General features: G+C 37.1%; 17 protein-coding genes, 14 tRNA genes, 2 rRNA genes and 1 pseudogene (1 of these 34 cut by a window edge). 31 read left to right on the forward strand and 3 right to left on the reverse strand.

Annotated elements, in window-relative coordinates:
* The 21 genes from WCV66_RS07175 to WCV66_RS07275 all read left to right on the forward strand — a co-directional run.
* A 23S ribosomal RNA gene (locus WCV66_RS07175) occupies positions 1-985 on the forward strand (it extends 1945 nt beyond the left edge of the window).
* 109 nt (positions 986-1094) lie between these two features.
* Positions 1095-1210: ribosomal RNA gene (rrf, locus tag WCV66_RS07180) — 5S ribosomal RNA — on the forward strand.
* Positions 1211-1265: 55 nt separating this feature from the next.
* Positions 1266-1354, forward strand: a tRNA-Leu gene (locus tag WCV66_RS07185).
* 10 nt (positions 1355-1364) lie between these two features.
* A tRNA-Arg gene (locus tag WCV66_RS07190) sits at positions 1365-1441 on the forward strand.
* A 32-nt stretch (positions 1442-1473) separates the two neighbouring features.
* Positions 1474-1549: transfer RNA gene (locus WCV66_RS07195), tRNA-Ala, on the forward strand.
* A 27-nt stretch (positions 1550-1576) separates the two neighbouring features.
* A tRNA-Met gene (locus tag WCV66_RS07200) sits at positions 1577-1653 on the forward strand.
* A gap of 228 nt (positions 1654-1881) precedes the next feature.
* Positions 1882-1958 (forward strand) — tRNA-Ile (locus WCV66_RS07205).
* Between the two features lie 16 nt (positions 1959-1974).
* Positions 1975-2067 (forward strand) — tRNA-Ser (locus WCV66_RS07210).
* A gap of 171 nt (positions 2068-2238) precedes the next feature.
* A tRNA-Met gene (locus WCV66_RS07215) sits at positions 2239-2315 on the forward strand.
* Positions 2316-2318: 3 nt separating this feature from the next.
* Positions 2319-2395 (forward strand) — tRNA-Asp (locus WCV66_RS07220).
* A 174-nt stretch (positions 2396-2569) separates the two neighbouring features.
* Positions 2570-2645 (forward strand) — tRNA-Phe (locus WCV66_RS07225).
* 27 nt (positions 2646-2672) lie between these two features.
* Positions 2673-2748: transfer RNA gene (locus WCV66_RS07230), tRNA-His, on the forward strand.
* A gap of 7 nt (positions 2749-2755) precedes the next feature.
* A tRNA-Gly gene (locus WCV66_RS07235) sits at positions 2756-2829 on the forward strand.
* 12 nt (positions 2830-2841) lie between these two features.
* Positions 2842-2918: transfer RNA gene (locus WCV66_RS07240), tRNA-Ile, on the forward strand.
* 14 nt (positions 2919-2932) lie between these two features.
* Positions 2933-3007, forward strand: a tRNA-Asn gene (locus WCV66_RS07245).
* 86 nt (positions 3008-3093) lie between these two features.
* Positions 3094-3167 (forward strand) — tRNA-Arg (locus WCV66_RS07250).
* A gap of 245 nt (positions 3168-3412) precedes the next feature.
* Positions 3413-3808, forward strand: coding sequence for a DUF2089 domain-containing protein (locus tag WCV66_RS07255; RefSeq protein WP_066329703.1), 396 nt, complete (start codon positions 3413-3415; stop codon positions 3806-3808).
* Complete coding sequence (locus WCV66_RS07260) at positions 3789-4172, forward strand: SHOCT-like domain-containing protein (protein ID WP_338788458.1); 384 nt, start codon at positions 3789-3791, stop codon at positions 4170-4172. Before WCV66_RS07255 ends, WCV66_RS07260 begins: the two co-directional genes overlap by 20 nt.
* A 5-nt stretch (positions 4173-4177) precedes the next feature.
* Entirely contained in the window at positions 4178-4456 is a 279-nt protein-coding gene (locus tag WCV66_RS07265) for a hypothetical protein (protein WP_338788459.1), read from the forward strand.
* A 93-nt stretch (positions 4457-4549) separates the two neighbouring features.
* A complete protein-coding gene (locus tag WCV66_RS07270) occupies positions 4550-6070 on the forward strand; it encodes an MDR family MFS transporter (RefSeq protein ID WP_338788460.1) in 1521 nt (506 codons plus the stop codon).
* A 192-nt stretch (positions 6071-6262) separates the two neighbouring features.
* Positions 6263-7663 carry an aldehyde dehydrogenase gene (locus WCV66_RS07275; protein WP_338788462.1) on the forward strand — a complete coding sequence of 467 codons (1401 nt, stop codon included), beginning with the start codon at positions 6263-6265 and terminating at the stop codon, positions 7661-7663.
* 85 nt (positions 7664-7748) lie between these two features.
* Here the strand turns inward: WCV66_RS07275 and WCV66_RS07280 are convergent, their stop codons facing one another.
* From WCV66_RS07280 to WCV66_RS07290, 3 genes are all read right to left on the reverse strand, one after another.
* The gene (locus WCV66_RS07280) at positions 7749-8399 is read right to left on the reverse strand and encodes a TetR/AcrR family transcriptional regulator (RefSeq protein WP_338788463.1); all 651 of its coding nucleotides are present in this window, start codon (positions 8397-8399) and stop codon (positions 7749-7751) included.
* A gap of 87 nt (positions 8400-8486) precedes the next feature.
* A complete protein-coding gene (locus WCV66_RS07285; protein WP_338788464.1) occupies positions 8487-9515 on the reverse strand; it encodes an ABC transporter permease in 1029 nt (342 codons plus the stop codon).
* Positions 9512-10243 (reverse strand): ABC transporter ATP-binding protein, encoded by a 732-nt coding sequence (locus tag WCV66_RS07290; RefSeq protein ID WP_066329715.1) that lies wholly within the window; start codon positions 10241-10243, stop codon positions 9512-9514. Before WCV66_RS07290 ends, WCV66_RS07285 begins: the two co-directional genes overlap by 4 nt.
* 370 nt (positions 10244-10613) lie before the next feature.
* On the opposite strand from WCV66_RS07290, the gene WCV66_RS07295 reads away from it, so the two are divergent.
* The 10 genes and pseudogenes from WCV66_RS07295 (at position 10614) to WCV66_RS07340 (ending at position 21143) form a co-directional block, all read left to right on the forward strand.
* Positions 10614-11162, forward strand: coding sequence for a glycerol-3-phosphate responsive antiterminator (locus tag WCV66_RS07295; RefSeq protein WP_066329717.1), 549 nt, complete (start codon positions 10614-10616; stop codon positions 11160-11162).
* 370 nt (positions 11163-11532) lie between these two features.
* Positions 11533-12456, forward strand: a complete 924-nt coding sequence (locus tag WCV66_RS07300) for a lysophospholipase (RefSeq protein ID WP_338788466.1) — start codon at positions 11533-11535, stop codon at positions 12454-12456.
* Between the two features lie 111 nt (positions 12457-12567).
* Entirely contained in the window at positions 12568-12999 is a 432-nt protein-coding gene (locus WCV66_RS07305) for an SRPBCC domain-containing protein (protein ID WP_338788467.1), read from the forward strand.
* The gene (locus WCV66_RS07310) at positions 12999-13373 is read left to right on the forward strand and encodes a metalloregulator ArsR/SmtB family transcription factor (RefSeq protein ID WP_338788468.1); all 375 of its coding nucleotides are present in this window, start codon (positions 12999-13001) and stop codon (positions 13371-13373) included. The genes WCV66_RS07305 and WCV66_RS07310 overlap by 1 nt, the downstream gene beginning before the upstream one ends.
* 68 nt (positions 13374-13441) lie before the next feature.
* Positions 13442-14524 (forward strand): annotated as a pseudogene (locus WCV66_RS07315) (DNA alkylation repair protein).
* Positions 14525-14872: 348 nt separating this feature from the next.
* Positions 14873-16048: an AGE family epimerase/isomerase gene (locus WCV66_RS07320; protein WP_338788469.1), complete on the forward strand. Its 1176-nt coding sequence runs from the start codon at positions 14873-14875 to the stop codon at positions 16046-16048.
* The gene (locus WCV66_RS07325; RefSeq protein WP_338788470.1) at positions 16045-17226 is read left to right on the forward strand and encodes a glycosidase; all 1182 of its coding nucleotides are present in this window, start codon (positions 16045-16047) and stop codon (positions 17224-17226) included. Before WCV66_RS07320 ends, WCV66_RS07325 begins: the two co-directional genes overlap by 4 nt.
* Positions 17227-17511: 285 nt before the next feature.
* Positions 17512-18528, forward strand: a complete 1017-nt coding sequence (locus tag WCV66_RS07330) for a substrate-binding domain-containing protein (protein ID WP_066329730.1) — start codon at positions 17512-17514, stop codon at positions 18526-18528.
* Positions 18529-18727: 199 nt separating this feature from the next.
* Positions 18728-19327 (forward strand): DUF624 domain-containing protein, encoded by a 600-nt coding sequence (locus WCV66_RS07335; protein ID WP_338788471.1) that lies wholly within the window; start codon positions 18728-18730, stop codon positions 19325-19327.
* Positions 19328-19787: 460 nt separating this feature from the next.
* The gene (locus WCV66_RS07340; RefSeq protein WP_066329734.1) at positions 19788-21143 is read left to right on the forward strand and encodes an ABC transporter substrate-binding protein; all 1356 of its coding nucleotides are present in this window, start codon (positions 19788-19790) and stop codon (positions 21141-21143) included.
* Positions 21144-21309 lie beyond the last annotated feature (166 nt).

The raw sequence follows: 21309 nt of genomic DNA on the forward strand, positions 1-21309 counted from the left end.
CTATAACGGTCCTAAGGTAGCGAAATTCCTTGTCGGGTAAGTTCCGACCCGCACGAAAGGCGTAACGATCTGGGCACTGTCTCAACGAGAGACTCGGTGAAATTATAGTACCTGTGAAGATGCAGGTTACCCGCGACAGGACGGAAAGACCCCGTGGAGCTTTACTGTAGCCTGATATTGAATTTTGGTACAGCTTGTACAGGATAGGTAGGAGCCTGAGAAGCCGGAGCGCTAGCTTCGGTGGAGGCGTCGGTGGGATACTACCCTGGCTGTATTGAAATTCTAACCCACAGCCCTTATCGGGCTGGGAGACAGTGTCAGGTGGGCAGTTTGACTGGGGCGGTCGCCTCCTAAAATGTAACGGAGGCGCCCAAAGGTTCCCTCAGAATGGTTGGAAATCATTCGTAGAGTGTAAAGGCACAAGGGAGCTTGACTGTGAGACCTACAAGTCGAGCAGGGACGAAAGTCGGGCTTAGTGATCCGGTGGTTCCGCATGGAAGGGCCATCGCTCAACGGATAAAAGCTACCCCGGGGATAACAGGCTTATCTCCCCAAGAGTCCACATCGACGGGGAGGTTTGGCACCTCGATGTCGGCTCATCGCATCCTGGGGCTGTAGTCGGTCCCAAGGGTTGGGCTGTTCGCCCATTAAAGCGGTACGCGAGCTGGGTTCAGAACGTCGTGAGACAGTTCGGTCCCTATCCGTCGTGGGCGTAGGAAATTTGAGAGGAGCTGTCCTTAGTACGAGAGGACCGGGATGGACGCACCGCTGGTGTACCAGTTGTCTTGCCAAAGGCATAGCTGGGTAGCTATGTGCGGAAGGGATAAGTGCTGAAAGCATCTAAGCATGAAGCCCCCCTCAAGATGAGATTTCCCATAGCGTAAGCTAGTAAGATCCCTGAAAGATGATCAGGTTGATAGGTCTGAGGTGGAAGCGCGGTGACGTGTGGAGCTGACAGATACTAATCGATCGAGGACTTAACCACAAAATATACAGCAGCCTAACGGTTCCTGTAAAAATAAGAGAAACTTAGTGAATTGAATTGTGAATCGTTATCTAGTTTTGAAGGAATATCCCTTCAATTTAATATTTTATCTGGTAATGATGGCGAAGAGGCCACACCCGTTCCCATGCCGAACACGGAAGTTAAGCTCTTCAGCGCCGATGGTAGTTGGGGGTTTCCCCCTGTGAGAGTAGGACGTTGCCAGGTAAAAGCCCCTAATTTGGGGCTATTATTTTGTCGAATTTTATCCTATTTTTAGTTAGCCGGGGTGGCGGAACTGGCAGACGCACAGGACTTAAAATCCTGCGGTAGGTGACTACCGTACCGGTTCGATTCCGGTCCTCGGCACCACTTACAAAATGCGCCCGTAGCTCAATTGGATAGAGCGTTTGACTACGGATCAAAAGGTTAGGGGTTCGACTCCTCTCGGGCGCGCCATTAAGTTTAAAAGTAGTCTGAAGATTTATTTTGGGGCCTTAGCTCAGCTGGGAGAGCGCCTGCTTTGCACGCAGGAGGTCAGCGGTTCGATCCCGCTAGGCTCCACCATATAGTTAAATAATAAATTTCCATTTTGGCGGTGTAGCTCAGCTGGCTAGAGCGTACGGTTCATACCCGTGAGGTCGTGGGTTCGACTCCCTCCGCCGCTACCAATTTGGACCTTTAGCTCAGCTAGTTAGAGCACGAAAGAATAATCATCGAAGCGATACTTCAGCGCACAAATTGAGCTGCTACTTGAATATGCTTTCTGAAATTTGGGCGGCAAGTACAAGTGAAATAATACTTAATATGATATATTATCTAATGAGTCATAAGGTTTTCCTTTAGAGCACAACAGGCTACTAAGTAGTATTGAATAATATATACTGAAATTAACACAGGGACCTTTAGCTCAGCTGGTTAGAGCAGACGGCTCATAACCGTCCGGTCGTAGGTTCGAGTCCTACAAGGTCCACCAGTTTCCATCATATTACGGAGGAATACCCAAGTCCGGCTGAAGGGATCGGTCTTGAAAACCGACAGGGGTGTCAAAACCCGCGGGGGTTCGAATCCCCCTTCCTCCTCCATATTTTTAAAATTTTATATTTTATTATCGCGGGGTGGAGCACGAACGAATATGCTTCATTGATTAACATCAGCGTACCGATTGAACTGCATCTTGAATTTACTTCCTGAAATCGGGACGGTCCGTATAAGCAGAAACAATATTCATAGGATATCTTTATTATTTTTATTATCGCGGGGTGGAGCAGTCTGGTAGCTCGTCGGGCTCATAACCCGAAGGTCGCAGGTTCAAATCCTGTCCCCGCAACCAAATGGTCCGGTAGTTCAGTTGGTTAGAATGCCTGCCTGTCACGCAGGAGGTCGCGGGTTCGAGTCCCGTCCGGACCGCCATTTTTATTATGATAATATTTACTTTTTTACTAATCTTAAGTAAAAGGGTTTCGGTAAGCGAAAAGGTCGAGGAAACGACTAAACGAACACCGGAGCGTATGTCAATACGTGAGGATGTGAGTGCAGGAGTTGACGAAGAGATTTGAAGCTTAACGGAAGCCGTAAACAATTTATGGCTCGGTAGCTCAGTTGGTAGAGCAATGGACTGAAAATCCATGTGTCGGCGGTTCGATTCCGTCCCGAGCCACCATTTTTTAGATTAAATTTAACTCTTTTGGCGATTGTGGCGAAGTGGTTAACGCACCTGATTGTGGTTCAGGCATTCGTGGGTTCGATTCCCATCAGTCGCCCCATTTACTTGCGGGTGTAGTTTAGTGGTAAAACCTCAGCCTTCCAAGCTGATGATGAGGGTTCGATTCCCTTCACCCGCTCCAATTTTTAAAAGGGGGCCTATAGCTCAGCTGGTTAGAGCGCACGCCTGATAAGCGTGAGGTCGATGGTTCGAGTCCATTTAGGCCCACCATTTCATATTTTTATTCCGCAGTAGCTCAGTGGTAGAGCTATCGGCTGTTAACCGATCGGTCGTAGGTTCGAGTCCTACCTGCGGAGCCATTTTACTTGGAGTAATCCTCAAAATGGCTGAAGAACACCTCTCTTAGAGTGAGAGTTTTGAAGTTTTCTTCTACTGTAAATATAGTGCGCCTTTAGCTCAGCAGGATAGAGCAACAGCCTTCTAAGCTGTCGGTCAGAGGTTCGAATCCTCTAAGGCGCGTAATCACAAAAAGCAAAAACTAGTCAACCATACAGGTTGGCTTTTTTTATTGGAAAAAGATACTATATGTTAGATTAAAGGCTTTTCTATATGTTAACCTCCAAAAAGTGATTGGATCCATAATGTTTATAATATTATTTCAAAAATTAATTTATTTATATAAATTAATTAAAGTATTTAATAATAAACTTGAATTATTTAATTTCTGTATTAAAATATAGATATAAACGTGAAAGGGGAGAATCATGGCTTATCCATTGATAACAGATTGTCCAGTATGCACTAAGAAGTTGAAAGTTACAAAATTACATTGTTCAAATTGCCAAACAACTATTGAAAATGAATTTGAGATGTCTAAATTTTTTTCTCTGGAACAGGAGCAGCTTCAATTTATCGAAGTTTTTTTAAAATGTAGGGGAAATATTAAAGAAGTAGAAAAGGAGCTATCCATATCTTACCCTACAGTCCGTGGAAAACTAAATGAAATTATTGAAGCGCTTGGATATGCTGCACAATCAAAAAGTAAGATCGATAAGAAAAAGGTAATTTCAATGCTAGAATCGGGTGAAATAACTCCTGAAGAGGCAATTAACATGATTAAGGAAGGTGAGGCGGATGCATATGAAAGAGGAAATAGCTAAAGTGATGGCCATGGTACAAGAAGGGAAGCTTGATGTAGAAAAAGCAGCTGAACTTCTACAGGTGATGAGAGGAACAGAAACAAGAAATCTACCGGAAAAAGAAGTAGATTACAATAAAAAGATGCTCAGAGTACAAGTTGTATCTACTGAGGGAGATAATATTAATGTGAATGTGCCAATCAATCTAGTTAAAGCTGTTTTAAAAGCTGGCCATGGAATTGCGAGCAAGGTTCCGCAAGCAGAAATGTATGTAAAAGACATTGATATTGATCTTCTTCTGCAAGCGATAGAAAACGAAATAGACGGACAAATCGTTGATATTACCTCTGCAAACGGCGATAAGGTATCCGTTATTATTGAGTGAGATAAATGATTAAAGTAACGATTGTAACAAAGAAAAATTATCACTTTGTTGTCCCAGTTCCTTATTTTGTTTTGAATTGCTGTGGCTCTCTTTTATCGTCAAATGCTTTTTGGAAACAAGTAAAAAAATGGACAAAACAAGATTCTAAAGTAAGTGTATGGCTGCCTGATTCATTGGATAAAATGACATTTAAAGTATTAGTGTCCTCCTTGAAGGCTCACAAAGGATTACTGTTAGTGGATGTCAAATTGAATGATAATATGAAGGTTAAAGTGGAATTATAATGTTGTAGATTTTAAGAGTGTAGGCTAATGTCTTCATTTAGTGAATCTATAGTATTAAGGAAACAACATAAATAGATTAAAGGAGACACACATTTGAATACTGAGAATAACAAAATAGGCTTTGTTGTTGCTGGTTTGCTATTAGCTATATTGATGTCATCGATGGACAATACGATTGTAGCAACAGCGATGGGGACAATTGTTTCAGATTTGGGTGGCCTTGATAAATTCATATGGGTAACTTCTGCCTATATGGTAGCTGAGATGGCCGGTATGCCAATCTTTGGGAAGTTGTCTGACATGTTTGGACGCAAACGATTTTTCATCTTAGGGATTGTTCTTTTTTTATTCGGTTCCATTCTTTGCGGTACAGCACAAAGTATTGAGCAGCTTAGCGTTTATCGAGCTATACAAGGAATTGGCGGAGGTGCGCTAATCCCAATCACCTTTACCATTCTTTTTGATATTTTCCCACCAGAAAAACGAGGGAAAATGACAGGCTTGTTTGGAGCAGTTTTTGGTCTTTCAAGTATTTTTGGTCCGTTGCTAGGTGCTTATATTACGGATTACATAAGCTGGCATTGGATTTTCTACATTAATCTTCCGCTCGGGCTAATTTCATTCTTTTTAATTTTTAAATATTATCAAGAATCTCTAGAGCATTCTAAGCAAAAGATTGATTGGATTGGTGCTTTTACCCTTGTGGGTGCGGTTATTTGTCTTATGTTTGCATTAGAGCTTGGTGGAAACGAATATGATTGGGACTCAATTAATATTATTAGTTTATTTGTAGGCTTTGTCATTTTATTTATAACATTTTTAGTTGTCGAAACGAAAGCATCAGACCCGGTTATTTCGTTTAACATGTTTAAGGACAGATTATTTGCTTCTAGTACTCTTGTAGGCTTGTTTTATGGAATAGCCTTCATAGTCGCTTCAATCTATATCCCTCTTTACGTACAAGGTGTCACAGGGGGAACTGCTACAAATTCTGGACTTATTCTTCTGCCTATGATGCTAGGTGTTGTCGTTTCTAGTCAGCTAGGGGCAATCTTAGCGTCAAGGATCGGATATCGGAATGTGATGATGGCTTTCGCAGTTATCTTCATTATTGGAATCTACCTTCTAGGTACACTGACAGTGGATACACCTAAATTGATCTTAACGTTGTACATGATTATTGTTGGTCTTGGAACAGGAGCTTCCTTTTCTGTATTAAGCATGGCTGCGATTCATCATATGGATGCAAGACAAAGGGGTTCAGCCAATTCAACAATCTCTTTTGTACGACAACTTGGAATGACAATTGGAATAACAGTTTATGGAATTATCCAGCGGAACATCTTTTCAGAACATATGCATGACTCTTTCGAAGGCAGCGGGCAAGCGTTTCAGGGAAGTGATCCACGGTCTCTTTTATCACCTGAAGCAAGAAAAGCAATTCCTGAACCAATACTTGAAAAAATCACAGATGCATTATCTAGTTCAATTGCCCAAACATTTATTTGGGCGTTGATCCCTGCTGCTCTTGTTATTGTTTTTGTTTTTATGTTGACGAATGACAAACTTGCAATGTCCACTCCTGCAACAAAGCAGGAACCACAGACTGAATAGCGAAAATTATTAATAAAGTAGTAAGAGCTTATTCAATTAGGATAAGCTCTTTACTTTGATGCCTATCAAGATGGAACAGACTCAAAAAATTACTAGGTTACCTTGAATCGGAAAATCTACTTCGTTAACAGTTTGTATATCATTTAAATTCAATTTGTGTTAATGAAAGCTAAATAGGTAGGAGGGATTTCGTTGCCTAAAACAATTACTAAAGATCATACATTAGATTCAGTCCATTCAAATGTTCTATTGCAGAAAAAATTCTTCCATAGTGGTCAAACAAAACCAATCGAATTTAGAGTGAAAATGCTTGAAAATCTTGCTAATCTAATCCGTTCCAATGAGGAGCAAATATGTGAAGCGCTAAAACTCGACTTAAATAAATCAAAAACCGAAGCATATGTTACAGAAATTGGATTTTTGCTTGAAGAGATCCGCTTTACTTTAAAAAATATCAACAAATGGATGAAACCAGAAAAGGTAAAAACTGCAAAGACCCATATTGGATCAAAAGGATACAAAATTGCTGAGCCTTATGGTGTCACACTAATTATTGCGCCATGGAATTATCCTTTCCAATTACAGCTAGCTCCATTAATAGGTGCAATTGCTGCGGGTAATACAGCTATTTTAAAACCTTCAGAATTAACCCCACATACTTCCAGCTTGCTTGCTAAGGTAATTAGTGAGGTGTTTGATCCAGCATTTATTGCGGTAATGGAAGGCGGAGTAGAAACGACTAGCCACTTACTTGAACAGCCGTTTGATTATATTTTTTTTACAGGGAGTGTACCGGTTGGGAAAATCGTGATGCAAAAAGCAGCTAATCGATTGATTCCTGTTACGTTAGAGCTTGGGGGGAAAAGCCCTTGTATTGTAGACGAAACTGCAGATATCGGATTGGCTGCTAAACGAATTGCATTTGGAAAGTGGACAAATTCAGGACAAACTTGCATAGCTCCTGACTATTTGTACATTCATAAAAACATTCAAAATAAGTTTATCGAAGAATTAAAAAAAGTTGTTGTTGATTTTTATGGACAAAATCCAATTGAAAACGAAGAGTATCCCAAAATTGTGAATCAACGACATTTCAATCGTGTAAGAGGGTATTTAAATGATGGAGAAATTTTGTTCGGTGGACAAATTAGCGAAGAAAAACATAAGATTAACCCCACATTGATAAAGCCTAGAGATATGTCAGTCCCTGTAATGACGGATGAAATTTTCGGTCCAATTTTGCCGATAATTGAATATGAACATATTCAAGACGTAATTGATTTTGTTACAAGTCGTCCAAAGCCATTGGCGCTTTACATTTTTACCACAAATGAAAAGATTGAAAGTGTGGTTACAAATTCTATTTCATTCGGAGGAGGATGTGTCAATGATACGTTAATGCACATAGCGACACCTTATCTTCCATTCGGTGGAGTAGGAGAAAGTGGGATAGGTTCATACCATGGTGAATCTAGTTTTGTTGCCTTCTCACATTACAAAAGTGTTCTCAAACAAACGAATCGTTTTGACTTGCGTTTTCGTTATCCAAATGCAAAAAATAGTTTAAAAATCATTAAGCGATTTATGAAATAGTTGATAACAAGGAAGGCTGGTCAAAATCTTATGGACTAGCCTACCTCGTTACTTTTTGCAGGGACTTTAATTACATAGAAAAACCTTACTTTATAGGAGATAACCCGTGCATTAAAAACTGTACCGTTCTTTCGATTTCGGCCTCATCGTCCCATTCTGCTTCAGGCACTAACAAATAGCGGGCAATAACATAGCCAAAGATCGTTGAAGCTGTCATCCGGATAACGCTAAAAGGTGGCATGTCAATGATCTGTCCTTTAGCCTGGTAATGTGCAATCACCTTTTCGAACCGTTCAAATATTTTTTTCGCAATATGTTCTTTAAATTGTTCTTTTAATTCTGGTTGAAAAGGAATTTCTTGAATGAGTATTCTAAAAAGTTGCATGTTACTCATAAGAAATTTTGTGCGGTTCTCAATCATCGCTCTCACGAAGTCTTCAAAGTGTTCATAATCCTGGTTTAGTACTTTATTAAAATCTTTTATAACAAAAGGTGCTATTAGTTTTGCCATCATTGGGGCTACAATGGTTAGCAGTAATTCCTTCTTCGTTTTATAATGCCTAAAGATTGTTCCTTCTGCTACACCAGCTTTTTTCGCAATCTCACTTGTAGAGGTAGCCGCATAGCCCTTCTCTGCAAAGGACTCAATTGCAGCAGCTAAGATTTTTTTCTGTTTTTCTGTTAACTCCTCATCATGATTAAACAATTCATCGATCATTTTATCTTGTTCAGACATTTTGTGCTCCTTTGTACCTTGAATATAAGTCTATAATAAATGATTTTTACTAGTAGGTGAAATTCAACATTTCGTTTATCCGCGAATCTATATTTTCCGGTACTTTTTAAGCGCTGAGATGTTTAACAGTATAAATAAGATGGAGAAGCCTGCTAATGCAAGGAGGTCCAGTTGGATTTTATCCCAGCCATAGCCCCTAACCATTACTTCTCTTAGTGCATCTGCAGCATAGTATAATGGTGTGAATGGTCCAATCCAACTGAGCCAGTCTGAAATTGTTTCTAAGTTAAACAATCCTGAAAAGAATATTTGCGGGACAACGATAATTGGTATAAACTGAATCATTTGCAGTTCATTATTAGCAAAAGATGAAAGTAAAATTCCTAAAGTAAGAGCTGTTAACGAAAGGAGTAAGGTTATTAACATGACATAGACGAATGCTCCTTCCATCAGCATCCCTAATACATAAATAGCATAAGCGGCAATGATTGACGCCTGAACCATGGTAAATATACCAAAGCCAAGTACATAGCCAATTACGATTTCCCACTTTCTCAATGGACTTGATAGAAGTCGTTCAAGTGTTCCTGTTGTGCGTTCTCTTAAAAATGAAACACCTGCAATAAGGAAAACAAAGAAGAAAACAAAAAATCCAAGTAGAACTGGTCCAAAATAATCAAACTGTCCCATTTCACTGGAACCGTGTAAATAATCAACTTCAAGGTCAAAAGCTGCACTATTTCCTTGCAGAGATCCTAAAGCGGTTTGGATCCATTTAACTGTTGCTCCATTAACACTTGGATCACTCCCTTCAAGAAAAATTGAAGGAATTTGGTTGTCAAATCGGATATAGCAATCGATTTCTCGATCAGAAAGATCCCTTTTAGCATCCTTTTCATCATTATATTGAGTGACTGTTGCGTCATCTAGCTCAAGTTTATCTACGACTGTTTCTGGAACATTTACTAGACCTACCTTAGGGTTATAATCATCAGTATTAAAAACGAAGTGAAGCATCGTTAAAACAAGAATCGGTGCGAATATTAACAACCCCATCGTTCTTTTATCACGAACGATTTGTCGTAAAATTCGAATGACTAATGCTTTTATTCTCATAAGTAGGCACCTCCATAGACGAGAAATGCTTCTTCAATTGTCGTGGTCTTTGTTTTTTCTTTCAGTTCCTTTGGTGTACCAACTGCAATCAGGCCACCGTTTCGCATTAATCCTAATCTGTCACATTTTTCCGCTTCATCCATGACGTGTGTCGTCACAATTATCGTTGTACCCTTTTTCTTTAGGTCATAAAATGCTTCCCAAATGCTTCTTCTTAAAACGGGGTCAATCCCCACGGTAGGCTCATCGAGTATTAGAATATCAGGCTCGTGGAGAAGTGAAATAGCTAATGATAGCCTTCTTTTCATGCCACCAGAGTAATTAGAGACGAGTTTAGTCATGTGATCTGTAAGTTGAACAACTTCCATCACATCAGTCATTCTTTGTTGCTGCTTCATGCCTTTTAACCCATAAAGTGATGCAAAAAATTGAAGATTTTCCTTTGCTGATAATTCTCCATAAAGTGCATCAGCTTGGGCCATATATCCGACTCTTTCGATTAATTTTAATGATGGCATTTTCTCTTGAAATAGAAAGTTTTCTCCTGATGTGGGTAGATCCAAACCAACCAACTGTTTGACTAGTGTAGTTTTACCTGCACCTGAGGGTCCAAGCAGTCCAAAGATCTCGCCTTCATAGATATCTAGACTAATATCGTTTAAGACCTGCTGTTTACCAAATGCTCTTGAGATATGTTGAATTGAAACAATCTCTTTTGTCTGTTTCAAAATTCTTCACCTCTTCCTATAAAATGAGTGATTACTCACTTAAATAATAAACCTTGTTACTTCTCTTGTAAAGTGAGTAATCACTCATTAACGAAATGGTGTAAGTTATGACTAATTCAAATATTAAAATAATAGTTTTTTATGAGGACTGCTGTGGAAAACAACAAGATTAATGGTACAATATTGCTAATAATTTTGTTTAATGATAGATAATTAGTAGGCAATACCCTTAAAAATGACGAGTAGCAATTAGTATTGATGATTGTACCTCGAGAGGAATTTGTGATAACAAAGGAATCCATACTTATTAAAAATACCCCTATTCAACAATGTGCGATTATTAATATAGCTAAATGAAAAGGTGAAGACTATGCAAATGCAAAAAATATTACCGGCTTTTTCTACTATTAAGCAATTTGAAAAGTTTTTACAAAGTAATTATGAGATCGGTGTATTCTTAGAAACTCACATTTCACAATTAATTAATATCCATAAGCTTGCAAAGCAATATAATAAAAAAATTATTTACCATGTTGATCTCATTCATGGGCTGAAAAATGATGATTATGCAACAGAATATATCTGCCAGGAGTTTGAACCATATGGACTGATTTCAACTAAATCCTCTGTTATTATTAAAGCGAAGCAAAAGGGAGTTATTGCGATTCAACGGATGTTTTTAATTGATTCACATGCTCTGGAGAGAAGTTATCGCTTAGTTGAAAAAACAAAGCCTGATTATATTGAAGTATTACCAGGTGCTATGCCATGGATGATTAAAGAGGTAAAGGAAAGAACAAACATTAAGATTTTTGCCGGAGGTCTTATCCGTAGTACTCGGGAGGTTGAGGACGCACTATCAGCGGGTGCTGAGGCAATTACAACTTCAAAAAGAGAGCTTTGGGAGTACTTTAGATAACTTTCAAAATCAAATATTGGCGTATCACGTAATTTGTATTGCGCTTTTTTCTGTTATGCAATGTTAAGGGATGTTATAATTTAGTTAAGTAAATAAGACCGTAGGAGACTTGAAGAGACCATGCTACATTATAGCGATTGTTATAATGATAGTTCCGGTCTCTTTTTTAGTCGTTAAGGAAATTATAAAATTCTTGAACTGTGGATAAGCACACGACATCCAGCTCCAGCGCCTAGCCCCTCTAGGGTCTAGATACTTTAGAATTGAAGTCAAAGAATGCCTTCTATTCTAAAGTATCTTATTTGCCTGAGGCTGATCAAGGCGCTTGCGCTTTAGTTGATAAGAACCTAGTGAAAAGGGGATGCTTAGTATGAATCAGAAAAAGTGGTTAACAATGTCTGATGGCCATGAGGTTTATTTGCTTAAATGGTATAAAGAAAATGTTAAGCCAAGAGCGATCTTACAAGTATCACATGGGATGGCAGAGCATATAAATCGATATCACGAATTTGCCATTGCACTTGTTTCAGCAGGTTTTTTTGTTTATGGAAATGACCATCGTGGACATGGAAAAACAGGTGAAAAAGCCGGGACTTTAGGTTTTTTTGCTGATGGTGATGGATTTGAACGAGCTGTTGATGACCTAGGGGAAATAAACGATTTCATTCACACTGAGTATCCAGATACACCTATTTTCATAATGGGACATAGTATGGGATCATTTTTAGTTCGACGTTTTGTACAACGCTTTCAAAAACAGGTTGATGGAGTGATCATCTCTGGAACAGGTGGAGATCCAGGATTGATGGGGAAAATCGGTAAAAGACTAGCAAAATCTCAGGTTAATAAATTGGGTAAGCGAACTGAGAGTCCATTCATGAACAAGCTAACCTTTGGTGGGTATAATAAGAAGTTCTCCACGATTGAAACTGATTATGATTGGCTGACAAGGGATCGAAACGAGGTACAAAAATATATAGAAGATCCTCATTGCGGATTTATTGCTACAACTAGCTTTTATTATGATTTACTTTCTGGATTAGAAATAATCCATCGAAACGATGAAGTCAAAAAAATTGAAACGGATCTACCCTTCTTCTTTTTCAGTGGGGATCATGACCCGGTCGGTAATCAAACAAAAGGTGTTATCGGTGTTATCAAACAATATAAAAAACATGGAATTAAAAATATAGATTATATGTTTTATAAAGAAGGACGTCATGAAATGCTGAATGAAACAAATCGAAAAGAAGTAATAACTCATATCATTCAGTGGTTAGAGGAACAATTGTAATTATTCCCTAATGTAATGATTTAAAATTCTTATTGACACGTAACCAAAAGGTTTCGTATTATTGTTGTTAGGAAACCATTTGGTTACATAATATACATGGAGGCAATACACATGACAAATAATCAAGAAAAAGTACCAGAAATTCGTAAAACAACAGTATTTAATGCATCAATTGAAAAGGTATGGCAAGCAGTTTCATCTTCAGAGGGAATTGCTGAATGGTTTATGCCAAATGATTTTGAGCCAAAGGAAGGTCATGAGTTCACGCTCCATTCACCATATGAGAAATCACCGTGTAAAGTGTTAGAAGTGAATCAGCCAACTGGACTTACATTCACTTGGGGCGTATTTGGCTGGAAAGTTTCGTTCGAGTTAAAGGAATTAGAAGGAAAAACAGAATTTACACTTATCCATTCTGGCTGGGGGGCACCAAACGAAGTGGTCGGGCCAGCAGGTGAGACACATACTGTCATAAGAAATCGAATGAACAATGGTTGGGAAGGAATTGTTAATGATCGTCTTCGCAAAGTAGTTGAGGGATAATGACAGCCGTTCAAAAATATGATGTTTTCCAAGCGATTGCTGATCCTTCTCGCCGCAAAATGCTAAAGCTACTCGCGAATCAGGAATTACCTGTGACCGTAATAAGCAAGCACTTCCCGATGAGTCGTACGGCTGTGTCCAAGCATTTACGGATACTATCTGAAGCTAATCTTTTAAGTGTAGAAAAAGTAGGAAGAGAAATAAGGTACAAGCTGCAACCAGATACTTTACTTGAATTAAAGGACTGGCTTTCCTTCTATGAACAATTTTGGGATAACAAAATTTCAATGCTAAGACATCTAGTAGAAAATGATGAAACAGGCGAGTTGAAGGCAGTTGAAAAGATAGATCGTTTTGATAATAATGATAAGTAGCCTACTTTGATAGTGGGCTAAACTGATTTAATCGTTAATAAGCCAATTATAGACAGAGGAGAAGGTAAATGGCAGAAGAATTAAGAAATTTATTTGATAAAGACTATATTATTGAGCTTTCAACCTCAATTAAATCAGAATATCAAAATTTTGATTCTCGCTTATTTCAATCGCTAATTTATGATGATATGTAGAATGAATTAGCATTAAAGCAACGAGTAAGACATATCACGAATTGTCTTCATAAAACATTAGCTATGGAATTTATAGAAGTACTAGAGCTATTAAAAAAGGTCGCTCCACATTGTAGGGGGGGATTAACTGGCATTGTCTTTCCAGATTATGTAGAGGTATATGGACTTGAGTTTTGGAATGAATCGATTAAAGCTCTTGAATACTTTACGCAATTATCAACCTCTGAATTTGCAGTAAGACCTTTTGTTATGAAAAACCAATCACTTATGATGGATCAATTTTTAAAATGGAGCAAACATCCGAATGAGCATGTAAGAAGATTAGCAAGTGAAGGCTCTAGACCTCGACTACCATGGGGAATTGCATTAACAAGCCTCAAAAAAGATCCAACCCCAATTTTTCCAATCTTAGAGAATTTAAAAGCGGATCCATCTTTATATGTTCGAAAAAGTGTAGCAAACAATTTAAATGACATTTCAAAGGACCACCCAGAGCTTGTCCTTGAAATCGCTCAAAAATGGTATGGCGACAACATTGATACGAATTGGATAATCAAAAGAGGAATAAGAACCTTAATGAAAAAGGGAGATCAACAAGCGCTAGAATTGTTTGGTTTTGGTACGAATCCTAATCTAATGGTAGAAGAGTTAACTGTGACAGATAAACTAACGATTGGTGATGCGTTATCTTTTTCTTTTCAGCTTATATCATCAGATGAAAAGCCTACAAAGATCCGGGTTGAATACGCACTTGATTTCGTAAAGGCTAATGGAAAGCATTCAACGAAGTTATTTAAAATCGCTGAAAATGTGATAAACTCTGGTGAAAAAAAGGTTTATACGAAGAAACATTCATTTAAAGATTTAACAACAAGAAAACATTATCCAGGAAAACACAAGATTTCCATTGTGGTGAACGGGGAAACAAAGGCAAGCGAATATTTCTTAGTGGTTTGAATTAAGTTCATGTTATAAAGAATACAAAATTAAGTAAAAGACAAATAAGAACATAAATTAATAAGTTTAATAAAGAGAGAATTAACCTTCAAATTGTTTTAATGGGTTAATTCTCTTTTTGTTATTTCGCAACGCCTGCAGCGGAATTCAACCGCACCTCATTACTTGGTAAAGAGCAACTAAGTTTGCGAAAACAGCCTTTATAAAAATATAGTTTAAAAGACTACCTATTAGCAAATACGATCTGAAGTATTGAAACCGCTTTATAATAGATTGACAAATATCAAGTTACAAAGTAACATGATAATTAAGTTATCGGTAAACTAAAGTTTGGAGGTTTTTTATATTTTGAGTAAACTAAAAAGTGAAATAGAAAATCATTTACTTAATCATATTTTACCGTTTTGGATAAATCTTAAGGATGAACAAAATGGTGGTTTCTTTGGCAAAGTTAATTATGATCTAACTGTTAATAAAGAAGCCGATAAAGGTGGTATTGCTGCTTCGCGGTTTTTATGGTCGTTCTCAGCAGCTTACCGAGTGACAAAAAGACCTGAATATTTAGAATGCGCACATCATGCTTACTCATTCTTAGTTGAGAAAATATATGATCATGAACACCAAGGTTTATTTTGGCAAGTCGATTATAAAGGGAATCCTGTTGAAGACCAAAAACATGTTTATACTCAATCATTTGGTGTTTATGCATTAAGTGAATATTACCTTGTCACAAAAAGTGAAGAGGCACTACAATACGCAAATAAAATTTTTAATTTAATCGAAACAATAGGCTTTGATAAGGAAAACAATGCATATAAAGAAGAATTTGATCGGGAATGGAACGAGCTTCCAAATGAAAAGCTGAGTGAAAATGGTGTTGTAGCAGAAATTACGACTAACACACATCTTCATGTTTTAGAAGCCTATACAAATCTTTATAAAGCATCTGCAGAAGAAGTGGTTAAGGAACGATTAACAAATTTAATCGAGATTTTCTATGAAAAGATTTATGACAAGGATACAAAATTCTTAAACGTATTTTTTGATAAACACTGGAACTCTTTGCTCCATTTAAAATCATTTGGACATGACATCGAAGCAAGCTGGTTAATTGATGATGCACTTAATGTGTTAGGTCTTGAAGATGAACGTTTTGTTCAAATGGTTATTGATATTGCCGATAACATTGCAGATGCAGCAATTCTTGAAGATGGTTCTCTTGCAAATGAACAGCATAATGATGATGTTGACCTTACACGCATTTGGTGGGTCCAAGCAGAAGCAATGGTTGGCTTCCACAATGCGTATGAAAGAACGAATGATGAGAAATTTTTAACATTAGTAAATGGCTTATGGGAGTACACGAAAAATAATATTGTCGATTATCGTGACGGTGGAGAATGGTATTGGTCTGTTGAACCAGATGGCAAGCCAACGGAAAGAGCAGTTGGAGAACCATGGAAAACACCATATCATAATTCAAGATTTTGTTTAGAAATGATGGAGAGGATTGAAAACAAATGATACATGAAAAGTATTTTGAATTAGTTGAAAAACAAAATGAACTATTAAACAAAAAAAATGAGAAAAAGGCAGATTTTTATAATGGAATATATGATCGTTATGATAACCCGGTTGTAACTCGTCACCATGTTCCATTACATTGGCGCTTTGATTTAAATATAGAAACAAATCCTCACTTTATGGAGAGATTAGGAATAAATGCAGCTTTTAACCCAGGTGCAATTTATTTAAATAATAAGTTCTATCTTGTTGTTCGTACTGAAGGCTTAGATCGTAAATCGATTTTTGCGCTAGCTGAGAGTGACAATGGCATAGATAACTTTCGATTCATTGATACACCATTGACATGGGAAGATATTGATGAAAAAGAAACGAATATTTATGATATGCGTTTAGTTCAGCATGAAGATGGTTGGATTTACGGGATCTATTGCTCTGAAAGCAAGGACCTAAATGCATCTGAGTTTGATACATCTAGTGCTATTGCCCAAGCGGGGTTAGTGCGGACAAAGGATCTTAAAAAATGGGATCGTCTCCCTAATATTGAAACCCCATCACCACAACAACGTAATGTTGTTCTACACCCTGAATTTGTTGATGGTAAATATGCATTTTACACTCGTCCACAGGATGGATTTATTTCAACAGGCTCTGGTGGTGGAATAGCATTTGCCTTATGTGATGATATTTTAAATCCGATTATAAAAGAAGAACAGGTTATGCATGAGAAGCGCTACCATACGATTTACGAGGTTAAAAATGGGCAAGGACCAGCACCAATTAAAACGGATAAAGGCTGGATTCATATTGCACATGGAGTGAGAAACACTGCAGCGGGTTTACGTTATGTCCTTTACACACTTGCAACTAGTTTAGAGGATCCATCGCAAGTAATTGCAACACCTGGTGGGCATTTTATTGCACCCTATGATGAAGAGCGGATAGGTGATGTATCAAATGTTGTCTTCTGTAACGGAGCTGTAGTAAATGAAAATAATGAAGTGTTTATCTATTATGCATCAAGTGACACTCGTATTCACGTGGCAACGACAACAATAGAAAAGCTTGTTGATTACACCTTTAATACTCCTGAAGATCCTTTTCGCTCTTTAGAATGTGCTGCACAGCGTAAGGAATTGATTGAGCGGAATTTAGAATTACTTAAAGAGATTAAGTGATTGTTTATATAGGCTATTTTTTAATAGATAGTTGCTTTTAAAACAAAAACTATTTCAGGTTGATTGGAGCGGATTGCGAGACTCCTGCGGGAGTAGCGGGACAGGTGAGACTCATGCAGGCGTTCACGCCGAGGAGGCTCACCGCCCGCCCCGCGGAAAGCGAGCATCTCTCGCTGCAATCAACCACGCTGCATTACTTGGTAAATAGCAACAATGTTTGCGAAAACAGCCTTATATACATTACTAGCAAAATGAGATAAGCAATTTGCTCGGAGGAAATGAAAAATGAAAAACAATGTGACGATGAGGGATATAGCCGATCAATTAGGCGTAAGTAGTGTTACTGTTTCAAAGGCACTTAACGATAAAGATGGAGTGAGTGAGGAGCTTAAACTTAAAATTAAACACCTTGCTGAAGAAATGGGCTATCGCTATAACGCAATGGCTAAGTCTATGAAAGAAGGATTATCTTATAATATTGGCGTTATCGTTCCTGAGCGTTTTGCAGGTATGGAACAATCATCTTTTTATTTAAATGTATACCAAAGTATATCAAGGGTTTTGGAGAACCATGGTTACTATGGAATACTCCATATTTTAAATAGTGAAGATGAAAAAAAGCAAAACCTTCCAAGAATTTATTATGAGAAAAAAGTAGATGGTTTCATTATTCTTGGGCAAATAAGTAAAAAATATATTGAAAAAATCCAAGGTATCGAGCTTCCAAAAGTTTTTCTTGATTTCTATGATGAGCATGCAGATATTGATTCAGTTATTACAGATAACTTCTATGGAGCCTATGAAATTACGAACTATCTTCTTCACAATGGTCATCGTGAGATTGCTTATGTTGGGAATTTATATTCAACTAGTAGTATTCAGGACCGTTTCTTAGGCTATTTTAAATCATTACTTGAGCATAAAGTTGAGTTAAAGCAAGACTATATCCTAAATGATCGCGACGAACATGGTACTTATATCGATATTACAATTCCTGAAAAGCTTCCAACTGCATTTGTGTGTAACTGTGATCAGGTTGCACATAATTTAGTTCACAAGCTAACAAAATTAGGATATAAAGTTCCGGAAGATTGTTCGGTCGTAAGCTTTGATAACGATGTATATGCAACGATAACAGAACCTGGACTAACTACAGTTGAAGTTGACATAGAAGAAATGGCGAATAACGCAGTGAGCTTCACTTTAGAAAAAATAAAGGATCCAAAGAAAAACTTTGGACGTGTATTAGTAAAAGGAAAAATAGTCTATCGAAAGTCAGTTAAAAAAATAACAACAAGGTAACATTATACCTTGTTGTTATTTTTTTAGTATACTAAATGTGTAGATGAATGTTATTTTAAGAAGCCTTTTCCAAGGTTAATTATTTTTTGGCTCTGTTAAGCTCACTGTTGATTTTGGCACTTTGTTGATTGGAGCGAACGCCCGCAGCGGAAATCAACAACCAAGTTTAATAGAGTTATTTATAAAGGTAGTGAAAAAAATGAATAGCAAAATCGTTTTGTTTTTTCAATATATGTATAAATATTTTCAAGTAAGTTTATGCTTTTGGTTATCGCTATTAAAGGGTTTAGTTGTATATAGTATCGTCCCGAGCTTTTGTACACTGTTTATAGTGTTGCGTGACATAAATAAGGGTGAGGATGAGGAGAAAAATAAAAATGTAAAGCTTCTTTTTAATCATTATTATGAATCATTTAAAATGTATAAGGTGACATCTTTTATCTATACTTTTAGTATGATCATTGTTTATACATGTCTTTTCTTTGTAAATAAGCAAACAAATGCATTTTCACTTGTCCTATCTATTTTATTAATCTATTTCTTGGCAATGGTATTATTGATGTTAACTTATAGTACGGCATTTCTTGCTTTTAAAAACATGAATGTAAAGGATGGCAATATCCATGCCTTCTTAGCCATTATCAAAAATCCAATAAATTCGGTCTCAATTTTAGTGATAATTATTTTACTATTTATTGCTGTTGGTTATAATCTTGTATTTTTTGTTGTATTCGGTCCCTTTTTATATGGGCTAGGTGTTATTTTTTCATTAGTTAAGGTTTTGGAAGTAGAAAAATAGAGTAGTTAATGAAATTGCTAGTAGGGTTACTCACGAGGGCATACATGTCTCTCTATGAGAGTAACCCTATTTTGTTTGTAATAAATTAAAAGAATAAACTGAGAAGGTTTACTTGAGAATAATTAAACGAGAAATAATTAACTTAACGTTAACCTTACTTATAGGATTATAGACAGAGCGTAATAAAGAAACATAGAAGTATGTGAAAGGGACGAGGGTTTATTTTATGCAGAAAAGGTGGATTTTTATTGTATATTACAGTCATAAAATAACTAGTAAATGTCGAAATAAACAGTGGTTATTAAAGAAATTACTATTAATTAGAGTAAAAGTTTAAAAAATTTGTAGAATGTTGAAAATATTAAAAGAAAAGTCATTGACAAGAAAGCGTTACCATCATACAATTAATTTGTAACCTATACGGTAACTTAAAAGTGAATTAAAGAGAGGAGTTAATAGAATGAAAAAAACTAGATTACTAAGCTTACTTATGGCTATGGTACTTGTTGTACTTGCAGCTCTTACTGGTTGTTCATCTACTTCAAAGGAAGATGATGGGAGCGCAAATGGTGGTTCAACTGAAGCGGATGTAAGTTGGAAAGATAAAGATCCTAAGGAAATTGAAGGGGAAATTACATTCATTACTCAAAGAACGGATATTGTTGATACGGTATTCCCTGAGTATGAGAAAGAATTCCAAAAGATCTATCCAAATGTTGAAGTGAATTTCGAGGCATTAACAGATTACGGCGGACAAATAACACCGCGTATGAACACTGAAGATTATGGTGATGTGCTTTTAATGGCTCCACAAGTTCCAATTGAAGATATTCCAAATTTCTTTGAGCCACTTGGAAAACTTGCTGAAATGGAAAAGGATTATATGGGTGTTGAAGAAAGAGCAGTAGATGGTACAGTGTATGGTATTCCGATTGCAGTAACTTACACTGGTGTCGTTTATAACAAAAAGGTATTTGCAGAAGCTGGAATTGAAAAAACGCCTAAAACAATAGATGAGTTTATGGAGGCTTTAAACAAAGTTAAAGATAATACTGATGCAATTCCAATGTACACGAACTATGCAGCTGGATGGCCGTTAACACAGTGGCAAGGTGCTATAACAACTGTTGCTGGTGATGCTGCATACTATAACCAAACACTAGTAAACGAAAAGGATCCATTAGTACCTGGAAAACCTCAATATGAGCTTTATAAAATTATGTATGATATCGCTAAACAAGGTTTGATTGAAAAAGATCCATTAACAACTGATTGGGAATTATCAAAAGAGATGATGGGTAAAGGTGAAATCGCTACGATGGTATTAGGTTCTTGGGCAATTGACCAAATTAAAGGTGTTTCTGAAAACCCAGATGATATTGGTTATATGCCATTCCCAACGAATGCGGAAGAAGTAATTTTCCCATTAGGAGCAGACTTGCAAATCGGTGTTAATAAGCATACTGAGCATAAAGATGCTGCATTAGCATGGGTTGACTGGTTCATTCATGACTCTGGATATGCTGTTGAGCAAGCTGGTGGTATTAGTGCAGCTAAGAGCGTTCCACTTCCAGAAGAGTTAAAAGCATATGAAGAACAGGGAGTTGTATTCTCATTACTTGAACCGGCTAAAGAAGGACAAGAAGGTTTGCTTGACCAAATTGATAAAGAATCTGAAGTTGGTTTCTGGTTAGAAGATAATAAGAAGCGTATTATTGAAGCGGCTATCGGAAATAGAGATGAGACTTATGAAGATATAAATAAAGAATTAAATGCTGATTGGAATGAAGCAGCAGAAAAAATCAAGGGTGAGTAATTAAGGATACCCGATAACAAAATGTGTTAGAGAAAAGTGCATGTAATGCACTTTTCTTAACTTAAATACTAAAGTTTACTCTTAGCGCCTAGTCCTATAAGGATATAAACCACTCAGGAATTGAAGGTACTTTAACACCTTCCATTCCTGAGCGACTTATTTGCCT

The sequence above is a fragment of the Metabacillus rhizosphaerae genome (assembly GCF_037201795.1).
GTDB classification, from domain to species: domain Bacteria; phylum Bacillota; class Bacilli; order Bacillales; family Bacillaceae; genus Metabacillus; species Metabacillus rhizosphaerae.